Below are 24,057 nucleotides of genomic sequence, written 5' to 3'. Positions count from 1 at the left end.
GTGCCATCGATTTCGTAAAAATACCGCTCATGGTGCCCTCCTTTGTGACGGTGACGGAATTCTCGGCGCCACCCAAGGGGGTTTCCATGATGTTTCTTAAAACTGTTTCGTCATTGATGCCGCTGCGGAAAACGACGGGTAAACGGGAAACCCCCGCAGGTTTCGCGGGGGTTTCGGAGGAGGATGGCGATTCGGAGAATTCCGCTCGCCGTGCCAGCGTCGGGTCAGCGCTTACTGGCGCCAGGCGCAGCCCTCGTATTTTTTGCCCTTGACGGTCAGTTCGGCATGCCATGCTTGCAGACGCGGTTTGCCGCTGTCGCCGGTGCTGCGGCAGTTTTGCCGCTTGAGGCGTAGCGGGGCGTTGAGCTGGCCGCCGAGCGCGATATTGACGCTGTTGTCGTCCTGGGCGTTGACAGCGTATTCACCGCTGACATCGGGCTGGTTGCTTTGCTGCAGGGTGCCCTGGTTTTCAAACAGGGTGAGGGACCAATCCTTGCCCGCGGCGCGCCATTCGCCGGTGCTGCGCCGTGGTGCATAGCAGCGTGCATCGAGACTGGCGAAATTGAGGGCGCGCATGCGCAGGATGCCGTTGCCTTCGGCTTCACCGAAGACTTCGGCGTAGATCGGCGTACCCTCGGCTAGACCCAGCGCCTTCAGTTGTGTGGTGACTTCCGCGTTGGGCGAGAGGTCCTCGATATTGACGTAGTTGCGGTCACGGCACGGCGTGAAAATGAGGCGCTCCTGACTCTGCAGAATCAGGCCGCGGGCGACTTTGCCGGCAGCTGTGGCTGCCCGGCTATCGGCAGCAGGTGCCGTGGGCGCTGCGGCTGCGGTATTGTCGGCGGCGGCAAGGCCAGAGGTGGCGGCGGCAAGGCAAAGGGAAAGCAGGGTGTGGCGCAGGAAGGGCATCGTGAATCAACTTTCAGGAATCAGTGGGTATGCAGTAATTGGCGGATCTCGCTGGCCATACTGTCGGCAGGGGTGGCATAGGCAAATTTCTTGATGAAAGCGCCTTCCGGCCCCAGTAGATAGAGGCCGGCGGAATGGTCGACAGCATAGTTCCTGGGGTCCTGGTTTTCTTTGATGACCTTTTCGTAGCGCACCTTGAAATTGCGGGCGGCCGCCTGAATCAGGGCGGGTGATCCGGTCAGGCCGATGATGCGCTTGTCGAAAAAATCGGTATAGGTGGCCAGTTGCTGCGGTGTATCCCGGTCCGGGTCCACCGAGATGAAAATGGCCTGCACGCGCTGCGCGTCCTCACCGAGCAGTTTGAGGGTTTCCGCCATATCGACCAGAGTGGTCGGGCAGATGTCCGGACAGAACGTGTAGCCAAAGGTGATGAGCTGGAAGCGGCCGCGAAAATCCTCGTTGGACACGGCGGAGCCTTGCGGACCGATCAGCAGGTAGCGCGGGTTGATGCTGCGGGGTTCAAGGTCGAAGGTGGTGTGCGGTGAAGCAGCAAGCGCCAACGTGTGGGCCAGAAAAGGCAATGCGGCCAAGGTGGCGCAGAAAACACGGCGTTTCATGTTCCTTGCCCTACCGCTTTCTGTAATTTGCTGCGGCCAAGCTCGATGTCTTCGGCCAGGCGCTTGCCGTCCGGACAGGCTTTGCCGGCCGCGCCAAAATCGAGAAAGCTTTTGCTGGTGGCGGTTTCGAATAGTTCGCCGACATTGCGTTCCTTGGGCACGGTATCGACCATGATTTCGCGCATGCGGGCAGTCAGTGCGTGCTGTTTGCACGCCAGGACCACACCATTGAGGGAGCCGAATTCCGTGACGGCCTGCGCCAGGGTGTCTTCCACGGCACCGGCCTGGCCGGCACCGAACAGTATGAGAAGGGTGACGAGGCTGGCCCGCAGGGTGGTGACTCGCAGCATGATTACTCCTTTGCAGAAAAATGAAGGTCGGGGCGCGCGTGCAGGCTGGCGAGTCGTTGCCCGTTTTCCGGGGCAATGACGTGTAGCGCGCGCAAGCTGCCGACGAGGTAACGTTTTTTCAGTGTCAGATCGACGGGTTTGCCGTAGGTGGCTTTCCAGAACGTCGTGCTCTCGCGGGTGACGGGTTCGCTCAGGCAAACCTCGGCGCGCAAGCCGACGCTGGCAGGATCAATACCTGTCGGCAAGGAAAAAAGCAAGGCAGCGTCGTCATCGTCGGTGGTGCTGAATTCGTTGAGGTTGTTGAAGGCGAAGAAATAGTCGTAACGCCAGCGCTCGGTCATCAGCTGTGGTTCGCCGACCTTGTCTTCCATTTCGTAGGTGCGCCTGTCCTCGCTTTCTGTGGCCAGCGGCAGATATTTGTACAGATAGTAATCAGTGTCGGCGGAGGTGTGCTCTGGCCAGCTCCAGCCCTCGGCGACCGCTTTGTCACGCATCGGGTAGGACAGTGTGCCAGCGGAAAATGTGGCGGCCTCACCGTGCGTCAGGTCGATGTCGAGCTCCAGGCAGCGCTGTGCGGGATGCGCGGCAAGCTGCGTGTACAGGGCAGGGATGGGATCGGCGTGGACGGTCGGGTGGAGGCACAGTGCGGTCAGGCAGATGAGAAAAGTGCGACGCATCATTGGGCTTTCAGTTGCTGGCGCAAGGCGGTGGCGATCGTGGTCGCCGGGGTGCCGTGTGCGATTTTGTCGACGACCCTGCCCTTGCCGTTGATGAGAAAAATGTCGGCGCTATGATCGACTGCGCCGTTTTCGGCGAAGTGGTAAATCACGTCGTAACGTCTGGCCAGATCAGCAATGACACCAGGGCTGGCGGTTGCGCCGATGATGGCCGGATCAAAAAAAGCGGTGAACTCAGCCAAGTGGGCCGGGGTGTCGCGGGCCGGGTCGACGGAGACGAAGAGTACGGCGACCCGCGATTTTTCCTCCGGCTCCAACTGTTCCAGGGCGTCAGTCAGGGTGATCAGGCCGGTAGGGCAAATGTCCGGGCAGGTGGTGTAGCCGAAAAACAGCAGCAGCGATTTACCTTCGAAATCGGCGAGCGACACTTTTCCCGTTGCGGTTTCCAGCACGAAATCGCCACCGGCGGGCAGGCCAGGGCGGGGCAGAGGGGGGCTGGGGGGTTCCGGATGCCAGAAGAGGGCCAGCGTGCCAATGCACAAAACCAGAAGGAGGGCGGTGGTGGCCAGGATTCTTTCCTGCATCGAGTGCGTTATCCCCAGAGGACAGTCTGTTGCGGCAGCTGAATTGTTGGTCAGCGCCGGGAAAATAAATTTAATCGCCATCAAATTTGCTGTGCTCAGATCCGATGGTAGGTCTGGCGATGCGGCTGAGAGCCATTTTGCCCAAGGTGAGGCTATGGCTTAAGCCCCACAAGGATGATTGATGCTGGGGGAACTTCTGTGGTTGACTAGGAAAAATCCTGCCTGACGATCAGGGAAGTTCCCGGGGAAACAGACGAATACTCCCCCGCACGGCAAAACCCCGGGCAAATTTAGTTTCGATCAATTTTTTTGTCAGGGCTGCGGCATAGAGTGCGACAAATTGCCGCACGTTTATATTTTGAGGAGATGTGCTGGTGATTGGGGTTGTTTATTCCAAACAGAATGGGAGAAGCGAGATGAGTAGATTTGTGATCAAGTCGGGCGTGCTGCTGCTGGCGGCGGGTCTGGGTCTTGGCGCGGCGGGGAGTGCGTTTTCAGCGGAGTCGCTGCAGGACGTGATGAAGCGTCGTGGTCTGAGCCAGCAGGACCTGATGGCGGCGGCGAAGACGTACGTGCCGACGGGCAAGCGGGATGAGTTCCTGGCGTTCAGTTCGGGTGGTCAGTCGGGTCAGGTGCTTGTGTACGGGATTCCGTCGATGCGGATTCTGAAGTACATCGGTGTGTTTACGCCGGAACCGTGGCAGGGCTATGGCTACGACGAAGGCTCGAAGGCGATTCTCAAGCAAGGCTGGATCGACGGCAAGGAAATCACCTGGGGCGACACGCACCACCCGGCGATCTCGGAGACCAAGGGTCAGTACGATGGTCAGTACCTGTTCATCAACGACAAGGCGAACCCGCGTCTGGCGGTGATTGACCTGCGTGATTTCGAGACCAAGCAGATTGTGGTGAACCCGATCTACAAATCGGAACACGGTGGTGCATTTGTGACGCCGAACACCGAGTACGTGATCGAAGCCGCGCAATACGCCGCGCCGCTGGAGAACCGGAAGTTTTACCCGCTGGAAGAGTTCAACGAGAAGTATCGTGGTGGGGTGACCTACTGGAAGTTTGACCGCAAGGAAGGTCGTCTGGACCCGAAGCAGTCGTTCTCGCTGGAACTGCCGCCGTACTCGCAGGATCTGTCGGATGCCGGTAAGGGCCCGTCGGACGGCTGGTCGTTCACCAACTCGTTCTGTACCGAACGCTATGTGGGCGGGATCGAGAAGGGTCGTCCGCCGTACGAAGCGGGTTGCTCGGCGAAGGACACCGACTACCTGCACGTGATCAACTGGAAGAAGGCCGCGGAACTGGTAGCCCAGGGCAAAGCCAAGAAGATCAACGGCCACAACGTGCTGATGATGGAGACGGCGATCAAGGAAGGGATTCTGTTCCTGATTCCGGAACCGAAGTCGCCGCACGGTGTGGATGTGACGCCGGACGGCACGAAGATCGTGGTGTCGGGCAAGCTGGACACGCACGTATCGGTGTATAGCTTCGACAAGATCCAGGCGGCGATCAAGGCCGGCAAGTTTGAATCGAAGGACCCGTACGGCATCCCGGTGATCAGCATGAAGGACACGCTGCACACCCAGGTGCAACTGGGTCTTGGCCCGCTGCACACGCAGTTTGACTCGAAGACCTGTATCGCCTACACCTCGTTGTACGTGGATTCGCAAGTGGCGAAGTGGAACTTCTGTGACGGCAAGGTGCTGGACAAGATCTCGGTGCACTACAACATTGGTCACTTGATGACCATGGAAGGCGACACCGTGGCGCCGAAGGGCCGCTATCTGGTGGCGTTGAACAAGCTGTCGATTGACCGTTTCAACCCGGTGGGTCCGCTGCATCCGCAGAACCACCAGCTGATCGACATTGCCAACGACAAGATGCAGTTGTTGTACGACATGCCGCTGCCGCTGGGCGAGCCGCACTATGTAGTCGCGATCGAAGCCTCGAAGCTGAAGCCGGGCGTGCGCTACAAGGTGGGGACCGACAGCCGCACCGACAAGCCGCACCCGGGTGCAGTGCGTGCGGGTGAAGAGAAGACCGAACGCAAGGGCAACAAGGTGACGGTGTGGGGTACGTTGATCCGTTCGCACATTACGCCGGAGACGATCGAGGCGGAAGTGGGTGATGAGATCACGATCCACCTGACGAACCTGGAACGTGCGCAGGACGAGACCCATGGTTTCACGGTGTCCACGTACAACACGCACGCGTCGGTTGAGCCGGGCAAGACGGTGACGGTGAAGTTCAAGGCGGACAAGGAAGGCGTGTATCCGTACTACTGCACGGAATTCTGCTCGGCGCTGCACCTTGAGATGCAGGGTTACCTGCTGGTGAAGCCGAAGGGCTGGAAGCCGACGAAGACGACGCTGGCGAAGTCGAACTACACGGAAACCGACTACAAGGCGACGTTGAAGAAGGTTGCTGACACGCAGGCGGTGATTGATTCGGTGGTGGGTTTCATTACCAGCACGAACTTCAAGGACTTCCCGGATGTGGTGGCGATGGTTGAGGATGCGACCGACCAGCTGAACAAGGCCAAGGAAGCGAAGGCCAAGCATGAGTCGGCGGCGGGTCAGAAGGATTGGGAGCAGGCGAACCTGTGGGCTGAGCAAGTGTGGCAGTACCAGGTGAAGGCTGCCGACATCGGTCTGCGCGCCAAAACCTACCTCGAACAGAACGGCGCCAAGAAGGTCAAGTAAATCCAGATTTGATCTGGCTTAAGGCTGAAACAGGGGGGCAGCCGGAAACTGCCCCCGTAACATATTGAAAGGGAATTCAATGAAAAAGACACTCGTACTTGCTGCCGGCTTCTTTGCCGCAGCTGCAGCCGTAGCAGCCCCGGATGGCGCTGCACTCTACAAGGACAAGACCTGCTGGAGCTGCCATGGCAAGGATGCCAAGACGCCGCTGGTGCCGACTTATCCGAAGCTGGCAGGCCAGAACGCCGAATACGCCCTGGCGCAGATGAAGGACATCAAGACCGGTGCGCGCAGCAATGGTCAGTCCGCCGCCATGAAGGGCGTGATGCATCTGGTCAATGATGATGAGATGAAAGCCATCGCCGAGTGGCTGGCGAAGCAGAAATAACCCCTCACGGAAACAAGGTGATAGAAATGAAAAAATTCATGGCACTGGCAGTTGCTGCCGCCCTTATCCCCGCAAGCGCCGTCATGGCACAACCGGCTCCAAAGAAAGCAGGTATCGAGGCGGCGGGTTATCAGTGGAACAAGATGGATGGCAAGACGGCAGAAGCCCTCAAACTCAAGGGTGATGCCGCGAATGGCGAGGAAGAATACGAAGTCTGCGGTGCCTGCCACCTGCCCAACGGTGCGGGTCGTCCGGATGGAACCTTCCCGCAGCTCGCTGGCCAGCATGCGACCGTGCTGACCAAGCAGATGGTTGATATCGTCGATGGTTTGCGCGACAACCCGACCATGTATCCGTTCGCCAAGGAAGCGCTGAAGCATCCGCAAGCCGTGGCCGATACCTCCGCCTACATCGAAACGCTCTGTATTCCGACCGATCATGGCAAGTACGAAGGGGCGGATGCCGCGACGCAGATTGCCAAGGGCAAGGAACTGTACGAGAAGCAGTGCATCGAATGCCACGGCAAGAACGGCGAAGGCGATGCCAAGAAGTTCTACCCGGTGATCGCTGGTCAGCACTACAAGTATCTGCTGCGTCAGATGACCGAGATTCGTGACGGTCACCGCCGCAACGCCAACCCGGACATGGTGAAGGTCATCAAGCCCTACACCAACGAGCAGCTGGTCGCCATCTCGGCCTACCAGTCCAGCCTGAAGATGCCGGGCAAGATGTGCAAGCCGAAGGGCAAGAAGTAAGCATCTGGCGTTTTCTAGCATACAAGAACTGAATCATCAGTCTGTTGCGCATACCGCCTGCCAGCCGGCAGGCGGTAGATGCCCGATTGGCGCGGGCAGGAACTTTGAAGGGTAGCTCCATGGAGAAGCAGAACCGTATTGTCGCCGGACTCAGCTTGATTTCGCTGATCTGCCTGGTGGCCGCATATTTCGCCCCGATCTGGTGGGTCTCGCTCACCGCCCCCAATTATCCGGAAGATGCCTTCCCCGATGGCATCCGCATCCATTTCCATTTCGACGGTGTCTATAACGGCTGCAAGGCCGCCGGCAAGGGCACGCGGATGGCGGACGAACTGATCCAGAAGGATCTGTCGCACGAGGATGAGCGCTGGAATCCGATTCTCGACCCGAAAAAAGAGAATTTCGACATGAAGGCCGAAGGGCTTGATTGCGTGCATGAAATGAACACCATCAACCACTACGTCGGCATGTTCCCGATTGCTTCCGGCGCACCGGTGGAAAAACCACTGGCCAAGTTCTTCTTCGGTTTCTTTGGCGTCATGCTGCTCGCTTTCGCCGTGGTGAAGAAGAAAACCCGCCTGCTGGTCCTGTCCGTCGGTTTCGCGGCTGTTGCCGTGTGGATGCTGGTCGATCAGTTCGTCATGGGCAAGCTCGCCAGGCACGTTGCTGAATACACTGCCGAAACGGCCACTTTCTTCAACGAGCCGGAAAAGATCAAGGCCTGGGGCGACAACGTCATGCTGATCTCGCAGATCGTCATCTTCGGCCTGATCGCGGTCATGGGCATCGTCATCGCCGGTGTGGCCAAGCTGCGTCCGTTCCAGCTGCTGCTGGCACTGGTGCCGGCCTTGCTGCCTGCATTCTTCCTCATCACCTATTCGGCCTGGCTGTGGTTCTTTGGTCACAACCTGCACCCCTGGGGCGCCTTCACGGTCAAACCCTTCATGCCGACCGTGTTTGGCGAAGGCAAGGTGGCGCAGTTCTCGACCTACTCCTATCCTTACTGGGGCTATGCACTCCTGCTGGCGATTTTTGTCTGCATGATGCTGGCGCTCCTGATCCGCCGCAAGCAACTGCGCGAAAACCCGGAACAGGAGTAACACCATGCCTTCCGCAAGCCTGCTGCGGACGGTGCTGGCCCTTGCCCTTCTGGGCGGGGCCACCATCGGCCAAGGGGATGAAGATCCTGATCATGAACTGGGTTTCGGGGCTGATATGAGCAATGCCCCGCGTGTGACCATCGACCGCCCGAAACCCGTCTTCATGTTGATCGAGCGCGACAAGCGTATCCACGGCCTGAAACCTTTTCAGGACTTGGTGGACAAGGCCGCACCGGGTTCGGTGCTGCGTCCGCCGCCGGGCCACTACGCCGGGCCGGTCAGCATCGACAAGCCGTTGACCATCGATGGCGGCGGGCAGGTGACCATTGATGCCGGCGACAAGGGCACGGTGATGTCGCTCAATGCCAGCAATTCGGTGCTGCGCGGCCTGCATCTCACCGGTTCCGGCGAGTCGCACGACACCGACGATTCCTGTCTCGACGTGCGCGGCCACCACAACGTGATCGAAGACATCGTGGTCGACAACTGCCTGTTCGGCATCGATCTGAAACAGGTCGATCACAGCGTGGTGCGCAACAACCGCATCAGTTCCAAGGATTTCGAGTTGGGTGTGCGCGGCGACGGCCTGCGCCTGTGGTACAGCAATGACAACCTGGTTGAAGGTAACGAAATCGTCGATTCGCGCGACATGGTGGCGTGGTATTCGCACCGCAACAAATTCGTCGACAACCTGGGACGGCGCAGTCGCTACTCCATCCACTTCATGTTTGCCAACGACAACGTGGTGGATCGTAACCGCTTCTATGACAACGCGGTCGGGATCTATTTCATGTACACCGAAGGTGGCTCGGCGACCAACAACATCATTTCGCACGCGACCGGCGCCACCGGCATGGGCGTAGGTTTCAAGGAAGCCTCCGGTACCCTGATCGAGAATAACGAGATCATCTACTGCGGCATCGGCATCGGTTCCGATTTGTCGCCCTTCCAACCCGACAGCACCATCGAAATCCGCAACAACCGCTTTGCTTACAACGGCATCGCCATTCTCTTCAACAGCGAAACCGGCGGCAACAACCTGCGCAACAACCAGTTCGAAGGCAATCTGACGCAGGTCAGCTATGGCGGACGCAGCGACAATCCGACCAAAAATCTGTGGGAAGGCAATTACTGGGACGATTACCAGGGTTTTGACCGCAATCACGACGGCGTGGGTGACAACGCCCACGAACTGTATGCCTACGCCGACCAGTTGTGGATGGAGTTCCCCATGGCGCGTTTCTTCCGCAGTTCGCCCGTGCTGGAATTGCTCGACTTCCTCGAACGCCTGGCCCCATTTTCGTCGCCGGATCTGATCCTGCGCGATGAAAAACCAGTCTTCCGCAAACCCGAGCGGGGAGCCCTATCATGAGTGACGACGCAGTCAGGAAAGCCGCCAAGAAGCCGGCGATGTCGATCGAAAAGGCGCAGAAGGCGCGCCGTAAATTCCTCCAGTCGGTGGGGCTGACGGCCGGTGTGGTCGGCATTTCCCTGTTAGGCTACATTCCGGTGAAAGCCAACGCGCAAGCCCCCATTCTGCGTCCGCCAGGATCGCTCGATGAAGACGACTTTCTCGCCTCCTGCATCAAATGCGGGCAGTGCGTGCAGGTCTGTCCGGTCGAAGCGATCAAGCTGGGCGACATCACCGATGGTTTTGGCCTGGGGGTGCCCTATATCAAGGCGCGCGATCAGGCCTGTGATTTTTCCTGCGATGCCGTGCAGTGCATCCTGGCCTGTCCGACCGGGGCGCTGACTTACGACAAGCCCGATTTCATGGAACCGCGCAGCGGCATGCCGCTGGCGCACGCCCCCATACTGAAGGCCAAGGAAAACGATCCCGAGCCCAGTCTCAATCTCAAGGAACGTTTTGGTGTCGCCCGCCTGGACAAGCCCGATGCTTGTCTGGCGGTGCAGGGCAAGGGTTTCAAGGGGGTTGCCCGGGGCGCCGCCTTCACCGGGACGATGCGTTACATCGATGTCGACCGCTGGAATCCGATACCGGTGCGCGAGCATCCCTACGAACGCGAGGTCTGCGATCTGTGCGTCACCGAGTGCCCGATCAAGGACGCCATCGCATTGCGCCCCTTCGGTCCCGGGCGTTTCATCCCGGTGGTGCAGGAACAGTGTGTCGGCTGTGGCGTCTGTGAAATGATCTGCCCGGTTGAACCGACCGCCATCGTGGTCGATGCGCAGGCAACCTGGAAGGGAGAAGCATGATGGGTCGCCGCTGGAATCTCATCAAGGGCATGCTGGGCGCCGCACCGCAGAAGCCGGAACAGGTGTCGGAGCGGGTGCAGAAGATCATGTTCCTCAAGTACGAGGACAAGGACCGCTACGTCAAGGAAAAGCTGCACGCCCGGGCGCATCACGAAGTCAGCCACAAGTGGCGCAATCGCCGCTGGGCAGTGCTGATAGCGGTGAATCTGCTGTTTGTCTTCAGTTTCTGGCTCGATATTCAGATTCTTGAAGGGGCGCTCACTGCCTCGCGCTTCGTCGGCTTTCACCTGATCGACCTGAATTCGGCCTTGCAGGTGATGCTGGCGCACAAGCACATCATCGTGAACCTGTTCATCGGCACCTTCACCGTGTTCCTGCTGTGGGTGGCACTGGGTGGGCGCAGTTTCTGCTCCTGGGTCTGCCCCTACCATCTGGTGGCGGAGTGGGCCGAGAAGTTGCACCTGTATCTGGTGGGCAAAAAGATCGTCACTGAACACGAATTCCATCGTGGCACGCGCACCGTGTTCTGGCTGCTGTTTGCGCTGATGGCCTTCGTTTCCGGGTACACCATTTTTGAAACGCTGTCGCCAACAGGTATCCTGTCACGCGCCCTGATCTACGGGCCGGGCCTGGCGCTGGGCTGGGTGTTCCTGCTGTTGCTGTTCGAAGTGTTCTGGTCGCGTCGTGCCTGGTGCCGCTATGTTTGTCCGATTGGCCTGACTTACGGTGCGGTTGGTGTCATTTCGCCGCTGCGCATCAGCTACCACGTTGAACACTGCTTCCACGAAGGCGACTGCCGCAAGGTCTGTCTGGTGCCGCATGTGCTCGATGTCACCATCAAAGGCCGCGCGGACGAGGAAGTCATGAGCTTGGGGCCGGACTGCACGCGTTGTGGTCTGTGTGTCGACGTCTGCCCGACCGGTGCGTTACGTTACGAGGTCAAGGGTTTGTCCAAACTCTTGTGATTTTTGATCCAGATGAATAGCCGCAATCGCGCTCTCCGCCTAGAATCCGCTCCATGATCCAGTTCAAGAACATCGGCAAGACCTTCCGCCGCGCCCAGGTGCTCAATGGCATCGACCTCGATATCCAGCTGGGTGAGCGTATCGCCCTGATTGGTTCGAATGGGGCCGGAAAAACCACCCTGATCCGCTGCCTGCTCGGTGAGTACGATCACCAGGGCGAGATCAGCATCGACGGCCTCGATCCGCGCAAACACCGCACCGAAGTGCTGGGCAAAATCGGCTTCGTGCCACAGTTGCCGCCGCCCTTGAAGATGCCGGTAGGGCAGCTGATCGATTTTTCAGCGGCCTTGTGCAAGACCGATCCGCAGCGGATTCACGCCATTGGCAAGCGCCTCGGCCTCGACGTCGATGGCATTCTGTCGCGCCAGTTTGTCCGCCTGTCTGGCGGCATGAAGCAGAAGCTTCTGATCGCCATCGCCCTGGGCCGTGACGCCAAACTTTTGATCATGGACGAACCGGCCGCCAACCTCGACCCCGAGGCGCGCAAGATCTTCTTCGATCTGCTGGCCGAACGCCTCAACGACGCCACCATGATCATTTCCAGCCACCGACTGGATGAAGTCTCGTCACTCGTCAATCGGGTGATCGAAATGGATATGGGCAAAATCGTCATCGACGACCGGGTCGCCGATGACGCCACGCTGACCGACCGCCTCAGCTGCCGCATCGTGCTCAAGCGTCCGGAGCCGGCTTTTGCCAAGGCGCTCGACGGCTGGAACCTGACCCCGGATGCAACGCAGACGACATGGACGGGCGACATCGCCGGTCCGGACCGTCTGCGTTTCCTCGGCATCGTGTCGCGCTACACCGCACTGATTGCCGATCTTTCGCTGAGCGAAGCCTGATATGTGCGGATCGGAACGGACCGCAGTTGCCGGGCGGCGCAACTTTCTTGTGCGGGCGGGCAGCGCCGGCCTGCTGCTGACGCCGCTGGCCGCTTTTCTCGCGGCGTGCGGCAAGAAGGGGGGCTGGCCGGAAGGCATGGCCGAAATCAAGTGGGACCGCGACACCTGCGTCCGCTGCCGGATGGTGATTTCCGACCGGCGCTTTGCGGCGCAGCTGCGCGGTGGGCCGAAGGAGACCGTGTTCAAGTTCGACGATATCGGCTGCCTGGTGTTCTGGATGAAAGAGCAGGCGGAAAAATATCCGTGGATGGCAGAGCCGGCGACGCGGCAATGGGTGGCCGACTTCAACTCCCGGAGCCGCGAGGAAATGCGCTGGCTGGACCCGAAAAGAGCGCTGTACGTGACGCGCACCTCGCCCATGGGTTACAACTTTGCCGCCGTCAACACGCCGATGGCCGGCACGCTCGATTACACCGACATGCGCCAGCACATCCTGGCCAAGGGTAAATAACATGAATCAACTGTTGCTGACTGCGAAACTCGATCTCGTTGAATCCCTGCGCGCGCGCTGGTTCCAGATCTACACCCTGGTTTTTGGCGGCATTGTCGCGCTGCTCTTTGTCTTCGGCCTGACCGAATCGCGGGTGCTGGGCTTCATCGGGTTGTCCCGCCTGCTGGTGACCTACATCCAGCTGACCATGGCGATTCTGCCCATTTTTGTCCTCATCACCACCGTGCGTTCGGTGGCCGGCGACCGCGAGGCGGGGGTGTTCGAATATCTCCTGTCCCTGCCGGTCGGCCTGCAAGCCTGGTTCTGGGGGAAATTCCTCGGTCGCTACGTGGCTGTATTCGCGCCGGTATTCCTGGCCATGCTGGGTGCCGTGATCTGGGCCACCATCGTCAATATCGAAGTGCCGTGGTCGATGTTCGTGTATTACACCGGTCTGCTGGCGGCGATGGGTTTGTGCTTCCTGGGGATCGGCATGCTCATTTCGGTGGTGGCACGCAGCACCGACATGGCTCAGGGCTCGGCCTTCATGGTGTGGCTGGTGCTGTTGCTGTTCCTTGACCTGATCCTGCTCGGGGTGATGATTCAGGAACGCGTGACGCCGGAAGTGGCGGTGACCCTGGCGTTGGTGAATCCGCTGCAGGTGTTCCGCACTGCGGCGCTGGCGATGTTCGATCCGCAACTGATCGTGCTCGGACCGTCGGCGTACGTCATTCTCGATTTGTTTGGTGCAGATGGCTTCCGCCTCTTTGCGCTCGTTTATCCTGCCCTGCTCGGCATCCTGTCGGCAGCAGCGGGTTATCTTCTGTTCAAGCGTGGAGATCTGCTATGAAACTGTTGCGCAAGCTGTGCCTTCTGGGTGGCGTGTTGTTGGCGCTTGCCGGCAGCGCCTTTGCCGGCGATGCCGGTCCGTTCTACGCCACGACGGTGGAGGGGATGGACGGCAAACCACTGGCGCTGGAGAAATTTCGTGGCAAGCCGGTGATCGTGAACTTCTGGGCGCGCTGGTGTCCGCCCTGCCGCAAGGAAATTCCCGAACTGATCCAGTTGCAGAATGAATACGGCAAGCGCGGTCTGGTGGTGCTGGGCATCGCGATCGAAGATGATCCGCTGGCGGTGAAGGAATTTGCCACGGCCTACGAGATCAATTACCCGGTGGGCGTGGACAAGAAAAAAGGGCTGTGGCTGATGCAAAGTCTGGGCAATGGCGTTTCCGGTCTGCCGTTTACGCTGATCATCGGCCGTGATGGGCAAGTCGTGGTGCGCAAGATCGGCCAGTTCACGCGCAAGGATTTCGATGCCGTGGCGGACAGCCTGCTCAAGTAAACTGTCACGCTTGCCGCTCGACAACGCGGTCACTCAAGAAAGACGCCGCCAGGCTCAGGCGGGTGCCCGGCCTGCTGGTTTTCCCATCCGTCCCTGGTGTAGCGCTACACGCTGCCCGGACTTGCTGTCATTGCAATGATCGAAACCCTTTTTTTGCCCCTGGCGCTGGCCTTCATCATGTTCTCGCTCGGTCTGGCGCTGCGCCCGGGTGATTTCCGCGTTGCCCTGTACGGTTGGCGCGGTATCGCCATGGGGTTGTGCGGGCAGGTGCTGCTGCTGCCGCTGCTGGCCTTCCTGATTAGCGTGGCACTTGATCTCTCGCCAACGGCACAGCTGGGGTTGATGCTCATCGCCGCCTGTCCGGGCGGTGTCAGCTCGGCTTTTCTGACCCATCTGGCGCGCGGCAACATTGCGCTGTCGCTGATTCTTACCGTCACCAGCAGCCTGCTGGCCCTGATCACCCTGCCGCTCATCATCAACGCCGTTGTGGCGGGCCAGAGTACCGATCTGCAGCTGCTTCACACCGCCGACCTGCCCTTGGGCAAGCTGCTGGGCGGCCTGTTGCTGGTGACGACGCTCCCCATCCTGCTGGGCATGTTCCTGCGCCTGGGAACGCGCTGGGTGAGCGAGCGTGGCGAGCAGGTGGTGGGCAAACTGGCGACCCTGTTTTTCATGGCCATCGTGCTGGTCACCTTTGTCGCGCATCGCGAAACCATTACCACCGGTTTCCCGGAAATCGGCATGGCCACCCTTCTGCTCAATGCCCTCAGCCTGTGCGGCGGTGTCTTGCTGGCTCGGCTGGCACAGCTCGGCCGCCGTGAAAGCATCGCCATCGCCATGGAGTGCGGCTTGCAGAATGCCGGCCTGGGCATCTTCATCGCCCTGACCTTGTTCCAGCAGCCGGCGCTGGCCATCCCCAGCGTGGTCTATGCCCTGACCATGAACTTCGGCGCCATTGCCTTTCTGTGGATCGTGCGCCGCCAGGAAGCCGGTTCATTTGCCTGAAGCGGGTGCGGCCTTCGCTGTAGCGAGGGAAATTCGTGTTGCTGGCAGGTGGTTTGTGCGCTGCTCTGCTAGGGGCGTGTAACTTCGCCTGCCGCAATAACCTGTCCATCCGCCCGGCATCTGCGATAATCCCCCGCCATGTTCGCTTATCTCGTTCGCCGTCTGCTGTATGCGCTGCCGATTCTGATCGGGGTGAATCTCATCACCTTCGCGCTGTTTTTCGTCGTCAATACGCCGGACGACATGGCGCGGCTGCAACTGGGGGTGAAGCGGGTGACGCCGGAGGCGATTGCGGAGTGGAAGGCGGCGCGGGGCTATGATCAGCCGCTGTTTTTTAACCCGGAAGCGCGCGGCCTGGGGACGGTGACGCAGACCATTTTCTTCAGCAAATCGGTGCGCCTGTTTGTGGGCGACTTTGGCCGGGCCGAGGACGGGCGCGACATCACGCGGGAAATGCTGAACCGGATGGGGCCGTCGCTGGCGATTGCCTTGCCGACGTTTGTGCTGGGCTTGCTGGTGACCGTCAGTCTGGCCTTGATGCTGGCCTTCTTTCGCGCCACGGCGCTCGATCTCTGGGGCGTGGTGCTGTGCGTGGCGATGATGTCGGTGTCGGGCCTGTTTTACATCATCGGCGGGCAATATCTCTTCGCCAAGGTGTTCCGCCTGGTGCCGATTTCCGGTTACGGCGTCGGCCTGGATGCCTGGCGCTTTCTGGTGCTGCCGGTGTTGATCGGGGTGGTGGCCGGAATCGGGGCGTCGACACGCTGGTACCGCACCATCTTTCTCGAAGAAGTGGGCAAGGACTATGTGCGCACGGCCCGCGCCAAGGGCTTGAGCGAAACCTGGGTGTTCTTCCGCCATGTGCTGAAGAATGCGCTGATTCCGATCCTGACTGGCGTGGTGGTGGTGATTCCCTCGCTGTTCATGGGTTCCCTGCTGACGGAATCCTTTTTCGGCATTCCCGGCCTCGGTAGTTACACCATCGATGCCATCCAGGCGCAGGATTTTGCGGTGGTGCGGGCGATGGTGTTCGTCGGCTCGGTGCTGTACATCCTCGGCCTGATCCTGACGGATATTTCCTACACCCTGGTTGATCCCCGGATCCGTTTCGCATGAACGGGGTGCAAATTGTTTTCCTCTGGTCCGACGCCTTGATCTGGCTGCTGCTGGCGGCCGGGCTTGGGCTGGTGCTGCTGGTGCGGCGCAGTCCGCCGCTACGTGCCGCCTGGGGCAAGGTGGCTGCCAGCCGCAGCGGCATGGGGGCGGCGACGGTATTGCTTGCTTTCGTGCTGGTCGGCTGGCTCGATTCGCTGCATTACCGGCCTGCCTTGCCAGCGGCTGAGGGGGCGGAAATCCGCTATGCCATCGAGGTGCGTTCGCTGCTCGATGCCCTGGCCGATCCTCTGCGCAGCCGCACTGAAAAAACCTATTCCGCACCACTGGCGACGCACGCCTACGTCAAGGAAAGTACGGAGCACCCGGGGGGCGGCGTGACGCGCGCCTTTCCGCCCCTGCTGCATGGCGGGGCGCATCTGGCCGGCGCCTACGACAAACACGCCGACGATGTGGCGTGGCGGGTAGCGGTGGGTGTTCTGGCAGCGGTGCTGTTGTGGCTGCCGATTGCGGTCTGGGTGGCGGCGCGGCAGGGCGGCTGGGGCAAGGTGTGGCGTGGCGAAACAGCCACCGCCTGGCACGCCGTGCTGCTGACCCTGGGCGCGATCCTGCTGGTGCTCGGGCCGGTTTTCTCGCTGGCCGGCGGCTACCACGTGTTCGGTACCGACAAGGTGGGGCAGGATGTGCTGTACCAGGTGCTGAAAAGCGTGCGCACGGCACTCATCATCGGCCTGGTGACGACCTTGGTGATGTTGCCGCTGGCTGTGTTGCTGGGGATTGTTGCCGGTTATTTCCGGGGCTGGGCGGATGACCTGATCCAGTACGTCTATACCGTGCTCAATTCCATTCCCAGCGTGTTGCTGATCGCCGCCGCCGTGCTCATGTTGCAGGTGCTGATCGACGGCCATCCGGAGTGGTTCGCCACTGCCGCCGAGCGCGCCGATCTGCGCCTGCTGGCCTTGTGCTTCATTCTGGGTATGACCAGCTGGACCGGATTGTGCCGGTTGTTGCGCGGCGAGACGCTGAAACTGCGCGAGCTGGAGTACATCCAGGCGGCGCAGGCCTTCGGCGTCGGCAGTGGCCGCATCATCAGCCGCCATATCCTGCCCAATGTGATGCACATCGTCATCATCGCCCTGGTGATGGATTTTTCCAGCTTGGTGCTGGCTGAAGCGGTGCTCTCCTACGTCGGCATCGGCGTCGATCCGTCGATGATCAGCTTTGGCACCATGATCAACAATGCGCGCATGGAGCTGGGGCGCGAGCCGGTGGTGTGGTGGTCGCTGGCGGCTGCCTTTGCTGCCATGTTCATTCTGGTACTGGCGGCCAACCTGTTCGCCGATGCGGTGCGCGATGCTTTTGACCCGAGGACGGCCTGATGCAGACCACGCCCGCTCCCTTGCTGGAAGTTGATGACTTGCGCCTCGGTTTCCAGGCCGGGCGCCAGCAGTTGTGTGCGGTCGATGGCGTGTCGTTCCGCATCGCGCGGGGAGAGACCTTTGCCTTGCTGGGCGAGTCCGGTTGCGGCAAGTCGGTGACGGCGCAGGGTATTCTGCGTCTGCTGCCGGCGGCGGGTCGCGTACTGGGCGGCAGCGTGCGCTATGACGGTACGGATCTGCTGGCCTTGCCGGAAGTGGCGATGCGTGCCTACCGCGGCGGCAAGATCGCGATGATTTTCCAGGAGCCATCCACCAGCCTGAATCCGGTGCTGACGGTGGGGCAGCAGATTGCCGAAGTGCTGGCGCGCCATCTCGCGCTGCGCGGCGAAGCGGCCCGGGCGCGCAGCCAGGAATTGCTCGAGCAGGTCGGCATTGCTGATCCGGCGCGGCGGCTCGATGAATATCCGTTCCAGCTGTCGGGTGGCATGCAGCAGCGGGTGATGATCGCCATCGCCCTGGCCGGCGAGCCGGAATTGCTGATTGCCGACGAGCCAACGACCGCCCTGGATGTCACCATGCAGGCGCAGATTCTCGATCTGCTGGCGCAGTTGCAGGCCGAGCGCGGCATGGCGATCCTGCTCATTACTCACGATCTGGGTGTGGTGGCACGTCTGGCGCAGCGCATCGGCGTCATGTACGCCGGTGAACTGGTCGAAATTGCCGGACGCGAACAGTTTTTCACGCAGCCGGCGCATCCCTACACGCAGGCGCTGTTTGCCGCCTTGCCCGATGCTGGGCGGCGCGGTGCGCCGCTGCGGACCATTGTCGGTCAGGTGCCGGCGTTGTCGGCCCTGCCGCCAGGGTGTCGTTTTGCACCGCGTTGTCCGCAGGCGATGCCGGTGTGCCGGGAAGAGAATCCCGCCTGGCGGGTGGAGGCCTGCGGGGCGCAGGTGCGCTGCCACTGGCAGAACGAAGGGGAGGCTGTGCCTGCCGCAGGCGAGTCCGCTACGGATGACGCTGCGCCGGCAACGCTGGCACCACTGCTGCAGATACGTGATCTGGCGGTGCATTTCCCCATCCGCAAAGGCATCCTGCAGCGCGTGGTAGGGCAGGTCAAAGCTGTTGATGGAGTGTCCCTCACGTTGGCCCCCGGTCGCACTCTGGCGCTGGTGGGCGAGTCCGGCTGCGGCAAGACCACCGTTGGCAAGGCCTTGTTGCAACTGATTCGCCCCACGGCCGGCAGTGTTCGGGTCAATGGCGAGGAATGGGTCGGCGCGCGTGGTAAATCCTTGCGTCAGGCCCGCCGCCAGGCGCAGATGGTGTTTCAGAACCCCTTTGCTTCGCTCAACCCGCGTCTGCGTGTGGGCGAGATCATTGCGGAAGGCATGCAGACGCTCGGAGGGCTGGGCGAGCCGGCGACGGCCATTGCTGCGTTGCTGCAGGCAGTGGGTTTGCCGGCAGATGCGGCAGGACGCTTTCCGCATGAATTTTCCGGTGGTCAGCGGCAGCGGATCGCCATCGCCCGGGCGCTGGCGGTACAACCCCGATTGCTCGTCTGTGACGAACCGACTTCGGCGCTCGACGTGTCGGTGCAGGCCCAGATCCTCAATCTGCTGAAAACGCTGCAGCAGAATCTGGGCGTGGCCTACCTGTTCATCACCCACAATCTGGCGGTGGTGGAGTATCTGGCGCACGACATTGCCGTGATGTACCTCGGGCGCATCGTCGAGTGCGGGACGGCGGCCGAAGTGCTTGCTGCGCCACGGCATCCCTATACGCAGGCGCTGCTTTCAGCCGTGCTGCAACCGCGGCTGGAAGAAGATGGCAGCGGGGTGCAGGTGCTGGCGGGAGAAATTCCCTCACCGGCCAGGCCGCCGGCGGGCTGTCATTTTCATCCGCGCTGTCCGAAGGCGACAGTGGAGTGCCGCAACAGCTATCCTGTGGCACAGCCGCTGACGGCGACGCATAGGGTGAATTGCCACTGGCCGGGGTGAGTCAGTACCGCCTCCCGTCGGCGGATTTTCCGGGAAACCGGCGGTAGTTATCGCTTCGGATCCGACGAGGCTGTGGGGGGCGCTTTTAGATTGTGTTCGGGTGCTTCTGAGCGCCAAGGCGCTCAGCGGCGCTTATTTCGGGCTTTGGGTTTGGCTGCGGCTTTCGCTGCCGGTTTTTTGCCGCTGGCTGCTTTTCCCTTGCTGGCGATACGGCTACCTTTGGCAGTGTTCTTGCCTTGGTTGCCCTTGCCCTTCAGCTGCTTCTTGCCACGTGCTTTGGGTTCCGGCTGGATGATGGCGAGCGAACCATCGGCATGCAGCATGCGCTGCAGGCCTTCAGCGTTTTCGCCAGCACCCGGAACCAGCAGCTTCGAGCCGGCCGCCAGGCGGACATTGCCCGGCAGTCCGTTGGCTTGCGCCAGTTCGTTGGTGCTGATGCCGAAACGGGCAGCGATTTCGGCCAGCCGTTCGGCCGATTTGACAGCGTAAGCCTGCCACTGGGTCAATGAGCTGCCGTGATTGGCCAGGTTCTCGGTGAAGGTGTCGACGCGATCCGCCGGCAGCACGACGGGGGTGTGCGGCTTGATGATGGGGCGGTTGTGCGACGGATTGAGGTGGCGGAACTCATCCTGCGTCATGTTGGCGAGGCGCGCCGCCGTTTTGACGTCCATCGGCCGCGGCGCGGCGACGGTGGCGAGATAGGTGCGGTTCGGGATAAAGGGCAGATTCAGGCGGGCAAAGGTCTGCGGGTCGCCGATGATGTTCTTCAATGCCTGCAGCTTGGGCACGTAATGCCGCGTTTCCTTGGGCATGGTGAGATTGGGGTAATCGGTGGGCAGGCCGCGGGCTTCGTTCTTTTCGATGGCCCGTTTGACGGCACCTTCACCCCAGTTGTACGAGGCCAGCGCCAGATGCCAGTCGCCATGCATGTCGTAGATGGTCTGCAGGTAATCGAGTGCGGCACTGGTGGAGGCGATCACATCGCGCCGTTCATCCTGCCACCAGTTCTGTTCCAGCTTGAAGCGCTTGCCGGTAGCCGGGATGAATTGCCAGAGTCCGGAGGCTGCGGCAGGCGAATGGGCCATCGGATTGAACGAACTTTCCACCATCGGCAGCAAGGCCAGCTCGCTCGGCATGCCGCGCGCTTCCAGTTCCTCGACGATGTGGTGCAGGTAGGGCCGGCTGCGTTCGATCATGCGCCGCAGCGCTTCCGGTCGGTTCATGTACCACTGCTGGTAATGCAGGACCAGTTCATCATTCAGGTCCGTCATCGCAAAACCATGGCGCAGGCGATCCCAGAGGTCGGTCTGGTGCAGGGTGAGGTCGATGGTCAGCGGCAATTCCGGAGGGGGCGTCAGTTCGGTGACGCTCAGGCCGCTGCTGTGGCTATCGGGAAAATGCTTCGGCAGTGCGGTTTGCAGGCGCGGGAAGAAATCGGATTCAGCGCTGACTGGCGCAGCCAGCGTGGCGATCAATAGGCCGGTAGCCCAGCTAGCAAGGCAGCGCAACAGCAGGGGGGCGGTGGGGAAAGGCAGCAACCGGGGCTCCTGGCGGGACGCATTCAACGAAGCCTGCGATTATAACCGAGGAGGGCGCACGATCACGGCCGGATCGACGAAAATGGGCCGATTGGTAGATCAGGCCGCAGGCGCTTCCAGCGTCGTCAACGTGAAGTTATTACCATCAAATAAGCCTCGGTCGCTCAATTTCAGCTCCGGAATCACCAGTAGGGCCATGAACGAGAGCGTCATGAACGGCGCTCGCAGAGGCGAGCCAAGACGCTCGCACACCGCCGCACTCAATGCAGCGTAGCGGGCAGCGACCTGATCGCCGTCGGCGTCGCTCATCAGGCCGGCGATTGGCAGGGGTAGCAGGTCACAGGCCCCGGTAGCATCGACCACGGCCAGTCCGCCCTGCGCGGCAATGACGGCGTTGAGGGCGGTCGCCAGACTGAGCGGGTCGCAGCCGACACCGATGACATTGTGCGAATCGTGCGCCACGCTCGACGCCAGTGCTCCGGCGCGCAGGCCGAAGCCACGGATCAGCGCCACTGCCGGCGCAGTGGGCGCGTAGCGATTGACCACAGCAATCAGCAGCACATCGTCGGCCGGCAGCGGGCCGCTGACCGGCAGATGCAGGTCGCGGGTGAGCAGTTGCCCGTCCAGGGCGAGGATCACCCGGGTCAGCGTATCCGCGTACATATGGCCGCCTGCAATTACCAGTTCGTCGGGCGTGACCGGCCGGGCAGCGAAGCGGTTGACCGCAGTCACCGGCAAGGGCGGCAACAGGCTTTGTCCGTCGCGTGCCGCCAGCGTGCCGGTCAGCCAGACGGCAGCGACCGTGAAATCGCACAAATTGTCGACCTGCACGGCATTGAACGGATCGCCGATCCGCAGCTGTCCCACTTCTAGTCCGTAATGGCGCTGCGGTGTCAGGCAGGCGGCTTCCAGTACGGTGAAGACATCATGGCCCAGCGCCACGGCCCGCGCCACCAGCCGGTCGATGTGGCCGCGTGTCAGGTCATCCGGATGGCAGTCGTCGGTGCATAGCATCACCCGTCCCGGGTAACGGCTCAGCAGCGGATGCAGCGCATCGAAATTGCGCGCGGCCGAGCCTTCCCGAATCAGGATCTGCATGCCTGCCGCGAGTTTGTCCTCGGCCTCCGCCAGCGTCGAGCACTCGTGGTCGGTGCTGATGCCGGCGGCGGCGTAGGCCGCTGCCGCAGCCCCGCTCAATCCCGGCGCATGGCCGTCGACCGGCAGCCCGCGGGCCCGGGCGGCCGCCAGCATGGCCAGCAAATCCGGGTCGCCCGCCAGCACACCGGGAAAATTCATCACTTCCGACAGGTAACCGATGCCCGGCGTCGCCAGCAAGTGCTCTACTTCGGCCACCCCGATGCGACCGCCGGCCGTTTCGAAGGAAGTTGCCGGCACGCAACTTGGGGCGCCGAACAGAATATGGAACGGGGTCTGGGCAGCATTGGCCAGCATCCAGCGTACGCCGTCACAGCCCAGAACATTGGCGATTTCGTGCGGATCGGACACCGTGGCCACAGTGCCGTGGCGGACCGCCTGGCGGGCGAATTCGACCGGCGGCAGCAGACTGCTTTCAATGTGTACATGGGCATCGATGAATCCGGGCAGTAGATACGGCCAGTCGGGATTTTCCGGCCCGAGTTCGTCGATGCGTACGACTTGCCCGTCGGCCCAAGCCACCTCGGCGGCGCGGATGCGCCGGCCGGCAACATCGACATGATTACATTGCAGCACGCCAGACGACTGTGACATGGTGTTCTCCTTTCATTGCCTGCTGATGTGAGGCAGTGCAAGCGTCTCTACGGATGTCGCGATGGCACGGGGGCGGCCGTGAGCGGGTTGCACTCGGTTGTTGCTTTCGGGCTGACCGGCGCGCCGAAGGCCGGCGCCGACGACCAGCGTTCGCGTCGCCATTTCTCACGGTCGCCGTTGGCGCAGAAGGTCCAGGCGACCAGGCGGCTTTGCTTCTGGCCCTGCGCCATCGGGATGATGCGGGATTCGACGACCCTGGCTTTCTTCAGCGCCGCTTCAATATGCGGCAGGTTGTCGCCCTGCGACAAGAGGCTGGTAAACCACAGCACGCGCTTGGGGATGTGGCAGCTCTGCTCGATCATCGACTTGACGAAGGCGCGTTCACCGCCGTTGCACCAGAGTTCGGTACCGCCGCCGCCGAAGTTGAGGCGTGGCTGGGTGCTGCCTTTTTTGGCGCCCGGCTTGCCCAGGTTGTTCCATTTGCGCTGGCTGACCGCCAGCACTTCGTCGGGGGAATTATGGAAGGGTGGATTGCAGATCGACAGGTCGAAACTTTCGCCGCTGCGCAGCAGGCCAGTGAAGATGTTGTCCCAGACCGCTTGGTGGCGCAGTTCGATGCTGCCGGCCACTTCCGGGTTCTTGGCGAGGATTTTCTGCGCGTTGGCCAGTGCCACTTCGTCGATATCGACACCGAGGAAAGACCAGCCGTATTCGGCATGACCGATCAGCGGATAAACGAGGTTGGCGCCGGTGCCGATGTCGAGCACGCGCACACCGGGGCCGGCCGGGATGTTCTTTTTGTTGCAGGACGCCAGCAGGTCGGCGACGCTGTGCAGGTAATCGGCACGGCCGGGAATCGGCGGACACAGGTAGCCTTCAGGAATGTCCCAGCCCTTGACGCCGTAGTGATGCATCAGGATCGCCCGGTTCAGCATCTTGACCGCTGCCGGATTGGCGAAGTCAATGCTGGCGGTGCCGGCCGGCGTTGTCCTGACGTGCTTCGCCAGCGCCGCCGAGGTGGCGGTCAGGGCGGCCAGATCGTAGCCGTTGGCGTTCTTGTTGCGCGGGTGCATGGCGATCCTTCTTCTGCGGGGACGGGATTGTCCCACGAAAGTCCGTCGCAAATACGATCGCGCCGATCTATGGATTCCAAATACAAAACGCCTTGTAGTGTCGTGGAACCCACGATGCTACAAGGCGTTAATGTAAATTGGCGGAGTGGACGGGGCTCGAACCCGCGACCCCCGGCGTGACAGGCCGGTATTCT

The 24,057-nt window shown here is 61.3% G+C and carries 24 protein-coding genes; 16 read left to right on the top strand and 8 right to left on the bottom strand.

Going from position 1 to position 24,057, the window contains the following annotated elements; genetic code table 11:
• The coding region (locus JYJ39_RS01300) for a hypothetical protein (protein WP_205201424.1) at nucleotides 1-272 on the top strand (272 nt) is incomplete at its 5' end.
• On the opposite strand, the gene JYJ39_RS01295 is transcribed toward JYJ39_RS01300, so the two are convergent.
• Genes JYJ39_RS01295 through JYJ39_RS01275 form a run of 5 tightly spaced genes read right to left on the bottom strand, consistent with a single transcriptional unit; the run spans nucleotide 232 to nucleotide 3,218 of the window.
• The gene (locus JYJ39_RS01295) at nucleotides 232-909 is read right to left on the bottom strand and encodes a hypothetical protein (protein ID WP_205201422.1); all 678 of its coding nucleotides are present in this window, start codon (nucleotides 907-909) and stop codon (nucleotides 232-234) included. The genes JYJ39_RS01300 and JYJ39_RS01295 overlap by 41 nt on opposite strands.
• A gap of 20 nt (nucleotides 910-929) precedes the next feature.
• On the bottom strand, nucleotides 930-1,526 hold the full coding sequence (locus JYJ39_RS01290) for an SCO family protein (protein WP_205201420.1): 597 nt from the start codon (nucleotides 1,524-1,526) through the stop codon (nucleotides 930-932).
• Nucleotides 1,523-1,876, bottom strand: a complete 354-nt coding sequence (locus JYJ39_RS01285) for a hypothetical protein (RefSeq protein ID WP_205201418.1) — start codon at nucleotides 1,874-1,876, stop codon at nucleotides 1,523-1,525. Before JYJ39_RS01285 ends, JYJ39_RS01290 begins: the two co-directional genes overlap by 4 nt.
• Before the next feature lie 2 nt (nucleotides 1,877-1,878).
• A complete protein-coding gene (locus tag JYJ39_RS01280) occupies nucleotides 1,879-2,556 on the bottom strand; it encodes a hypothetical protein (protein ID WP_205201416.1) in 678 nt (225 codons plus the stop codon).
• The gene (locus tag JYJ39_RS01275) at nucleotides 2,553-3,218 is read right to left on the bottom strand and encodes an SCO family protein (RefSeq protein ID WP_240189497.1); all 666 of its coding nucleotides are present in this window, start codon (nucleotides 3,216-3,218) and stop codon (nucleotides 2,553-2,555) included. The genes JYJ39_RS01280 and JYJ39_RS01275 overlap by 4 nt, the downstream gene beginning before the upstream one ends.
• 335 nt (nucleotides 3,219-3,553) lie before the next feature.
• Here JYJ39_RS01275 and nosZ point away from each other — a divergent pair, with 335 nt between their 5' ends.
• The 15 genes from nosZ to JYJ39_RS01200 all read left to right on the top strand — a co-directional run bounded on the left by nosZ (nucleotide 3,554) and on the right by JYJ39_RS01200 (nucleotide 19,503).
• Nucleotides 3,554-5,848, top strand: a complete 2,295-nt coding sequence (nosZ, locus tag JYJ39_RS01270) for a Sec-dependent nitrous-oxide reductase (RefSeq protein WP_205201414.1) — start codon at nucleotides 3,554-3,556, stop codon at nucleotides 5,846-5,848.
• 79 nt (nucleotides 5,849-5,927) lie between these two features.
• The gene (locus JYJ39_RS01265) at nucleotides 5,928-6,236 is read left to right on the top strand and encodes a c-type cytochrome (protein ID WP_205201412.1); all 309 of its coding nucleotides are present in this window, start codon (nucleotides 5,928-5,930) and stop codon (nucleotides 6,234-6,236) included.
• Between the two features lie 26 nt (nucleotides 6,237-6,262).
• On the top strand, nucleotides 6,263-6,991 hold the full coding sequence (locus JYJ39_RS01260; protein WP_240189496.1) for a c-type cytochrome: 729 nt from the start codon (nucleotides 6,263-6,265) through the stop codon (nucleotides 6,989-6,991).
• Nucleotides 6,992-7,110: 119 nt separating this feature from the next.
• Nucleotides 7,111-8,091, top strand: a complete 981-nt coding sequence (locus JYJ39_RS01255) for a hypothetical protein (protein WP_205201410.1) — start codon at nucleotides 7,111-7,113, stop codon at nucleotides 8,089-8,091.
• Between the two features lie 4 nt (nucleotides 8,092-8,095).
• Nucleotides 8,096-9,463, top strand: coding sequence for a nitrous oxide reductase family maturation protein NosD (gene nosD, locus JYJ39_RS01250; RefSeq protein ID WP_205201408.1), 1,368 nt, complete (start codon nucleotides 8,096-8,098; stop codon nucleotides 9,461-9,463).
• Nucleotides 9,460-10,308 (top strand): 4Fe-4S dicluster domain-containing protein, encoded by an 849-nt coding sequence (locus JYJ39_RS01245; RefSeq protein ID WP_205201406.1) that lies wholly within the window; start codon nucleotides 9,460-9,462, stop codon nucleotides 10,306-10,308. The genes nosD and JYJ39_RS01245 overlap by 4 nt, the downstream gene beginning before the upstream one ends.
• The gene (locus tag JYJ39_RS01240) at nucleotides 10,305-11,273 is read left to right on the top strand and encodes a NapH/MauN family ferredoxin-type protein (protein WP_240189495.1); all 969 of its coding nucleotides are present in this window, start codon (nucleotides 10,305-10,307) and stop codon (nucleotides 11,271-11,273) included. The genes JYJ39_RS01245 and JYJ39_RS01240 overlap by 4 nt, the downstream gene beginning before the upstream one ends.
• Nucleotides 11,274-11,326: 53 nt before the next feature.
• On the top strand, nucleotides 11,327-12,178 hold the full coding sequence (locus JYJ39_RS01235) for an ABC transporter ATP-binding protein (RefSeq protein ID WP_205201404.1): 852 nt from the start codon (nucleotides 11,327-11,329) through the stop codon (nucleotides 12,176-12,178).
• A 1-nt stretch (nucleotide 12,179) separates the two neighbouring features.
• Nucleotides 12,180-12,689 (top strand): hypothetical protein, encoded by a 510-nt coding sequence (locus JYJ39_RS01230; RefSeq protein WP_240189494.1) that lies wholly within the window; start codon nucleotides 12,180-12,182, stop codon nucleotides 12,687-12,689.
• A gap of 1 nt (nucleotide 12,690) precedes the next feature.
• Entirely contained in the window at nucleotides 12,691-13,518 is an 828-nt protein-coding gene (locus JYJ39_RS01225; protein ID WP_205201401.1) for an ABC transporter permease, read from the top strand.
• Complete coding sequence (locus tag JYJ39_RS01220; RefSeq protein ID WP_240189493.1) at nucleotides 13,515-14,012, top strand: TlpA family protein disulfide reductase; 498 nt, start codon at nucleotides 13,515-13,517, stop codon at nucleotides 14,010-14,012. Before JYJ39_RS01225 ends, JYJ39_RS01220 begins: the two co-directional genes overlap by 4 nt.
• 135 nt (nucleotides 14,013-14,147) lie before the next feature.
• A complete protein-coding gene (locus JYJ39_RS01215) occupies nucleotides 14,148-15,017 on the top strand; it encodes a bile acid:sodium symporter family protein (RefSeq protein ID WP_205201399.1) in 870 nt (289 codons plus the stop codon).
• 138 nt (nucleotides 15,018-15,155) lie between these two features.
• Nucleotides 15,156-16,133, top strand: coding sequence for an ABC transporter permease (locus tag JYJ39_RS01210; RefSeq protein WP_205201397.1), 978 nt, complete (start codon nucleotides 15,156-15,158; stop codon nucleotides 16,131-16,133).
• Nucleotides 16,130-17,509 carry an ABC transporter permease gene (locus tag JYJ39_RS01205; protein WP_205201395.1) on the top strand — a complete coding sequence of 460 codons (1,380 nt, stop codon included), beginning with the start codon at nucleotides 16,130-16,132 and terminating at the stop codon, nucleotides 17,507-17,509. Before JYJ39_RS01210 ends, JYJ39_RS01205 begins: the two co-directional genes overlap by 4 nt.
• A complete protein-coding gene (locus JYJ39_RS01200) occupies nucleotides 17,509-19,503 on the top strand; it encodes an ABC transporter ATP-binding protein (RefSeq protein WP_205201393.1) in 1,995 nt (664 codons plus the stop codon). Before JYJ39_RS01205 ends, JYJ39_RS01200 begins: the two co-directional genes overlap by 1 nt.
• 122 nt (nucleotides 19,504-19,625) lie before the next feature.
• On the opposite strand, the gene JYJ39_RS01195 is transcribed toward JYJ39_RS01200, so the two are convergent.
• From JYJ39_RS01195 to rlmF, 3 genes are all read right to left on the bottom strand, one after another.
• Entirely contained in the window at nucleotides 19,626-21,041 is a 1,416-nt protein-coding gene (locus JYJ39_RS01195; protein ID WP_205201391.1) for a transglycosylase SLT domain-containing protein, read from the bottom strand.
• A gap of 99 nt (nucleotides 21,042-21,140) precedes the next feature.
• Nucleotides 21,141-22,790, bottom strand: coding sequence for an adenine deaminase (ade, locus tag JYJ39_RS01190; RefSeq protein WP_205201386.1), 1,650 nt, complete (start codon nucleotides 22,788-22,790; stop codon nucleotides 21,141-21,143).
• A 47-nt stretch (nucleotides 22,791-22,837) separates the two neighbouring features.
• Nucleotides 22,838-23,863 (bottom strand): 23S rRNA (adenine(1618)-N(6))-methyltransferase RlmF, encoded by a 1,026-nt coding sequence (rlmF, locus tag JYJ39_RS01185; RefSeq protein ID WP_205201384.1) that lies wholly within the window; start codon nucleotides 23,861-23,863, stop codon nucleotides 22,838-22,840.
• Nucleotides 23,864-24,057: the final 194 nt, after the last annotated feature.

Origin of the sequence: Azonexus hydrophilus (assembly GCF_905120355.1) — a bacterium.
Lineage (GTDB): Bacteria > Pseudomonadota > Gammaproteobacteria > Burkholderiales > Rhodocyclaceae > Azonexus.
Note: the sequence above shows the minus strand (reverse complement) of the source record. Positions and strands in the feature narration are given on the sequence as shown.

What these genes read in the sequence shown, in the direction of transcription:
- JYJ39_RS01235 (WP_205201404.1), top strand. Translation starts at nt 11,327, where the DNA reads ATGATCCAGTTCAAGAACATCGGCAAGACCTTCCGCCGCGCCCAGGTG.
- nosZ (WP_205201414.1), top strand. Translation starts at nt 3,554, where the DNA reads ATGAGTAGATTTGTGATCAAGTCGGGCGTGCTGCTGCTGGCGGCGGGT.
- JYJ39_RS01230 (WP_240189494.1), top strand. Translation starts at nt 12,180, where the DNA reads ATGTGCGGATCGGAACGGACCGCAGTTGCCGGGCGGCGCAACTTTCTT.
- JYJ39_RS01260 (WP_240189496.1), top strand. Translation starts at nt 6,263, where the DNA reads ATGAAAAAATTCATGGCACTGGCAGTTGCTGCCGCCCTTATCCCCGCA.
- JYJ39_RS01240 (WP_240189495.1), top strand. Translation starts at nt 10,305, where the DNA reads ATGATGGGTCGCCGCTGGAATCTCATCAAGGGCATGCTGGGCGCCGCA.
- JYJ39_RS01245 (WP_205201406.1), top strand. Translation starts at nt 9,460, where the DNA reads ATGAGTGACGACGCAGTCAGGAAAGCCGCCAAGAAGCCGGCGATGTCG.
- ade (WP_205201386.1), bottom strand. Translation starts at nt 22,790, where the DNA reads ATGTCACAGTCGTCTGGCGTGCTGCAATGTAATCATGTCGATGTTGCC.
- rlmF (WP_205201384.1), bottom strand. Translation starts at nt 23,863, where the DNA reads ATGCACCCGCGCAACAAGAACGCCAACGGCTACGATCTGGCCGCCCTG.
- JYJ39_RS01255 (WP_205201410.1), top strand. Translation starts at nt 7,111, where the DNA reads ATGGAGAAGCAGAACCGTATTGTCGCCGGACTCAGCTTGATTTCGCTG.
- JYJ39_RS01275 (WP_240189497.1), bottom strand. Translation starts at nt 3,218, where the DNA reads ATGGCGATTAAATTTATTTTCCCGGCGCTGACCAACAATTCAGCTGCC.
- JYJ39_RS01200 (WP_205201393.1), top strand. Translation starts at nt 17,509, where the DNA reads ATGCAGACCACGCCCGCTCCCTTGCTGGAAGTTGATGACTTGCGCCTC.
- JYJ39_RS01210 (WP_205201397.1), top strand. Translation starts at nt 15,156, where the DNA reads ATGTTCGCTTATCTCGTTCGCCGTCTGCTGTATGCGCTGCCGATTCTG.
- JYJ39_RS01215 (WP_205201399.1), top strand. Translation starts at nt 14,148, where the DNA reads ATGATCGAAACCCTTTTTTTGCCCCTGGCGCTGGCCTTCATCATGTTC.
- JYJ39_RS01280 (WP_205201416.1), bottom strand. Translation starts at nt 2,556, where the DNA reads ATGATGCGTCGCACTTTTCTCATCTGCCTGACCGCACTGTGCCTCCAC.
- JYJ39_RS01285 (WP_205201418.1), bottom strand. Translation starts at nt 1,876, where the DNA reads ATGCTGCGAGTCACCACCCTGCGGGCCAGCCTCGTCACCCTTCTCATA.
- JYJ39_RS01205 (WP_205201395.1), top strand. Translation starts at nt 16,130, where the DNA reads ATGAACGGGGTGCAAATTGTTTTCCTCTGGTCCGACGCCTTGATCTGG.
- JYJ39_RS01220 (WP_240189493.1), top strand. Translation starts at nt 13,515, where the DNA reads ATGAAACTGTTGCGCAAGCTGTGCCTTCTGGGTGGCGTGTTGTTGGCG.
- JYJ39_RS01225 (WP_205201401.1), top strand. Translation starts at nt 12,691, where the DNA reads ATGAATCAACTGTTGCTGACTGCGAAACTCGATCTCGTTGAATCCCTG.
- JYJ39_RS01295 (WP_205201422.1), bottom strand. Translation starts at nt 909, where the DNA reads ATGCCCTTCCTGCGCCACACCCTGCTTTCCCTTTGCCTTGCCGCCGCC.
- JYJ39_RS01290 (WP_205201420.1), bottom strand. Translation starts at nt 1,526, where the DNA reads ATGAAACGCCGTGTTTTCTGCGCCACCTTGGCCGCATTGCCTTTTCTG.
- nosD (WP_205201408.1), top strand. Translation starts at nt 8,096, where the DNA reads ATGCCTTCCGCAAGCCTGCTGCGGACGGTGCTGGCCCTTGCCCTTCTG.
- JYJ39_RS01265 (WP_205201412.1), top strand. Translation starts at nt 5,928, where the DNA reads ATGAAAAAGACACTCGTACTTGCTGCCGGCTTCTTTGCCGCAGCTGCA.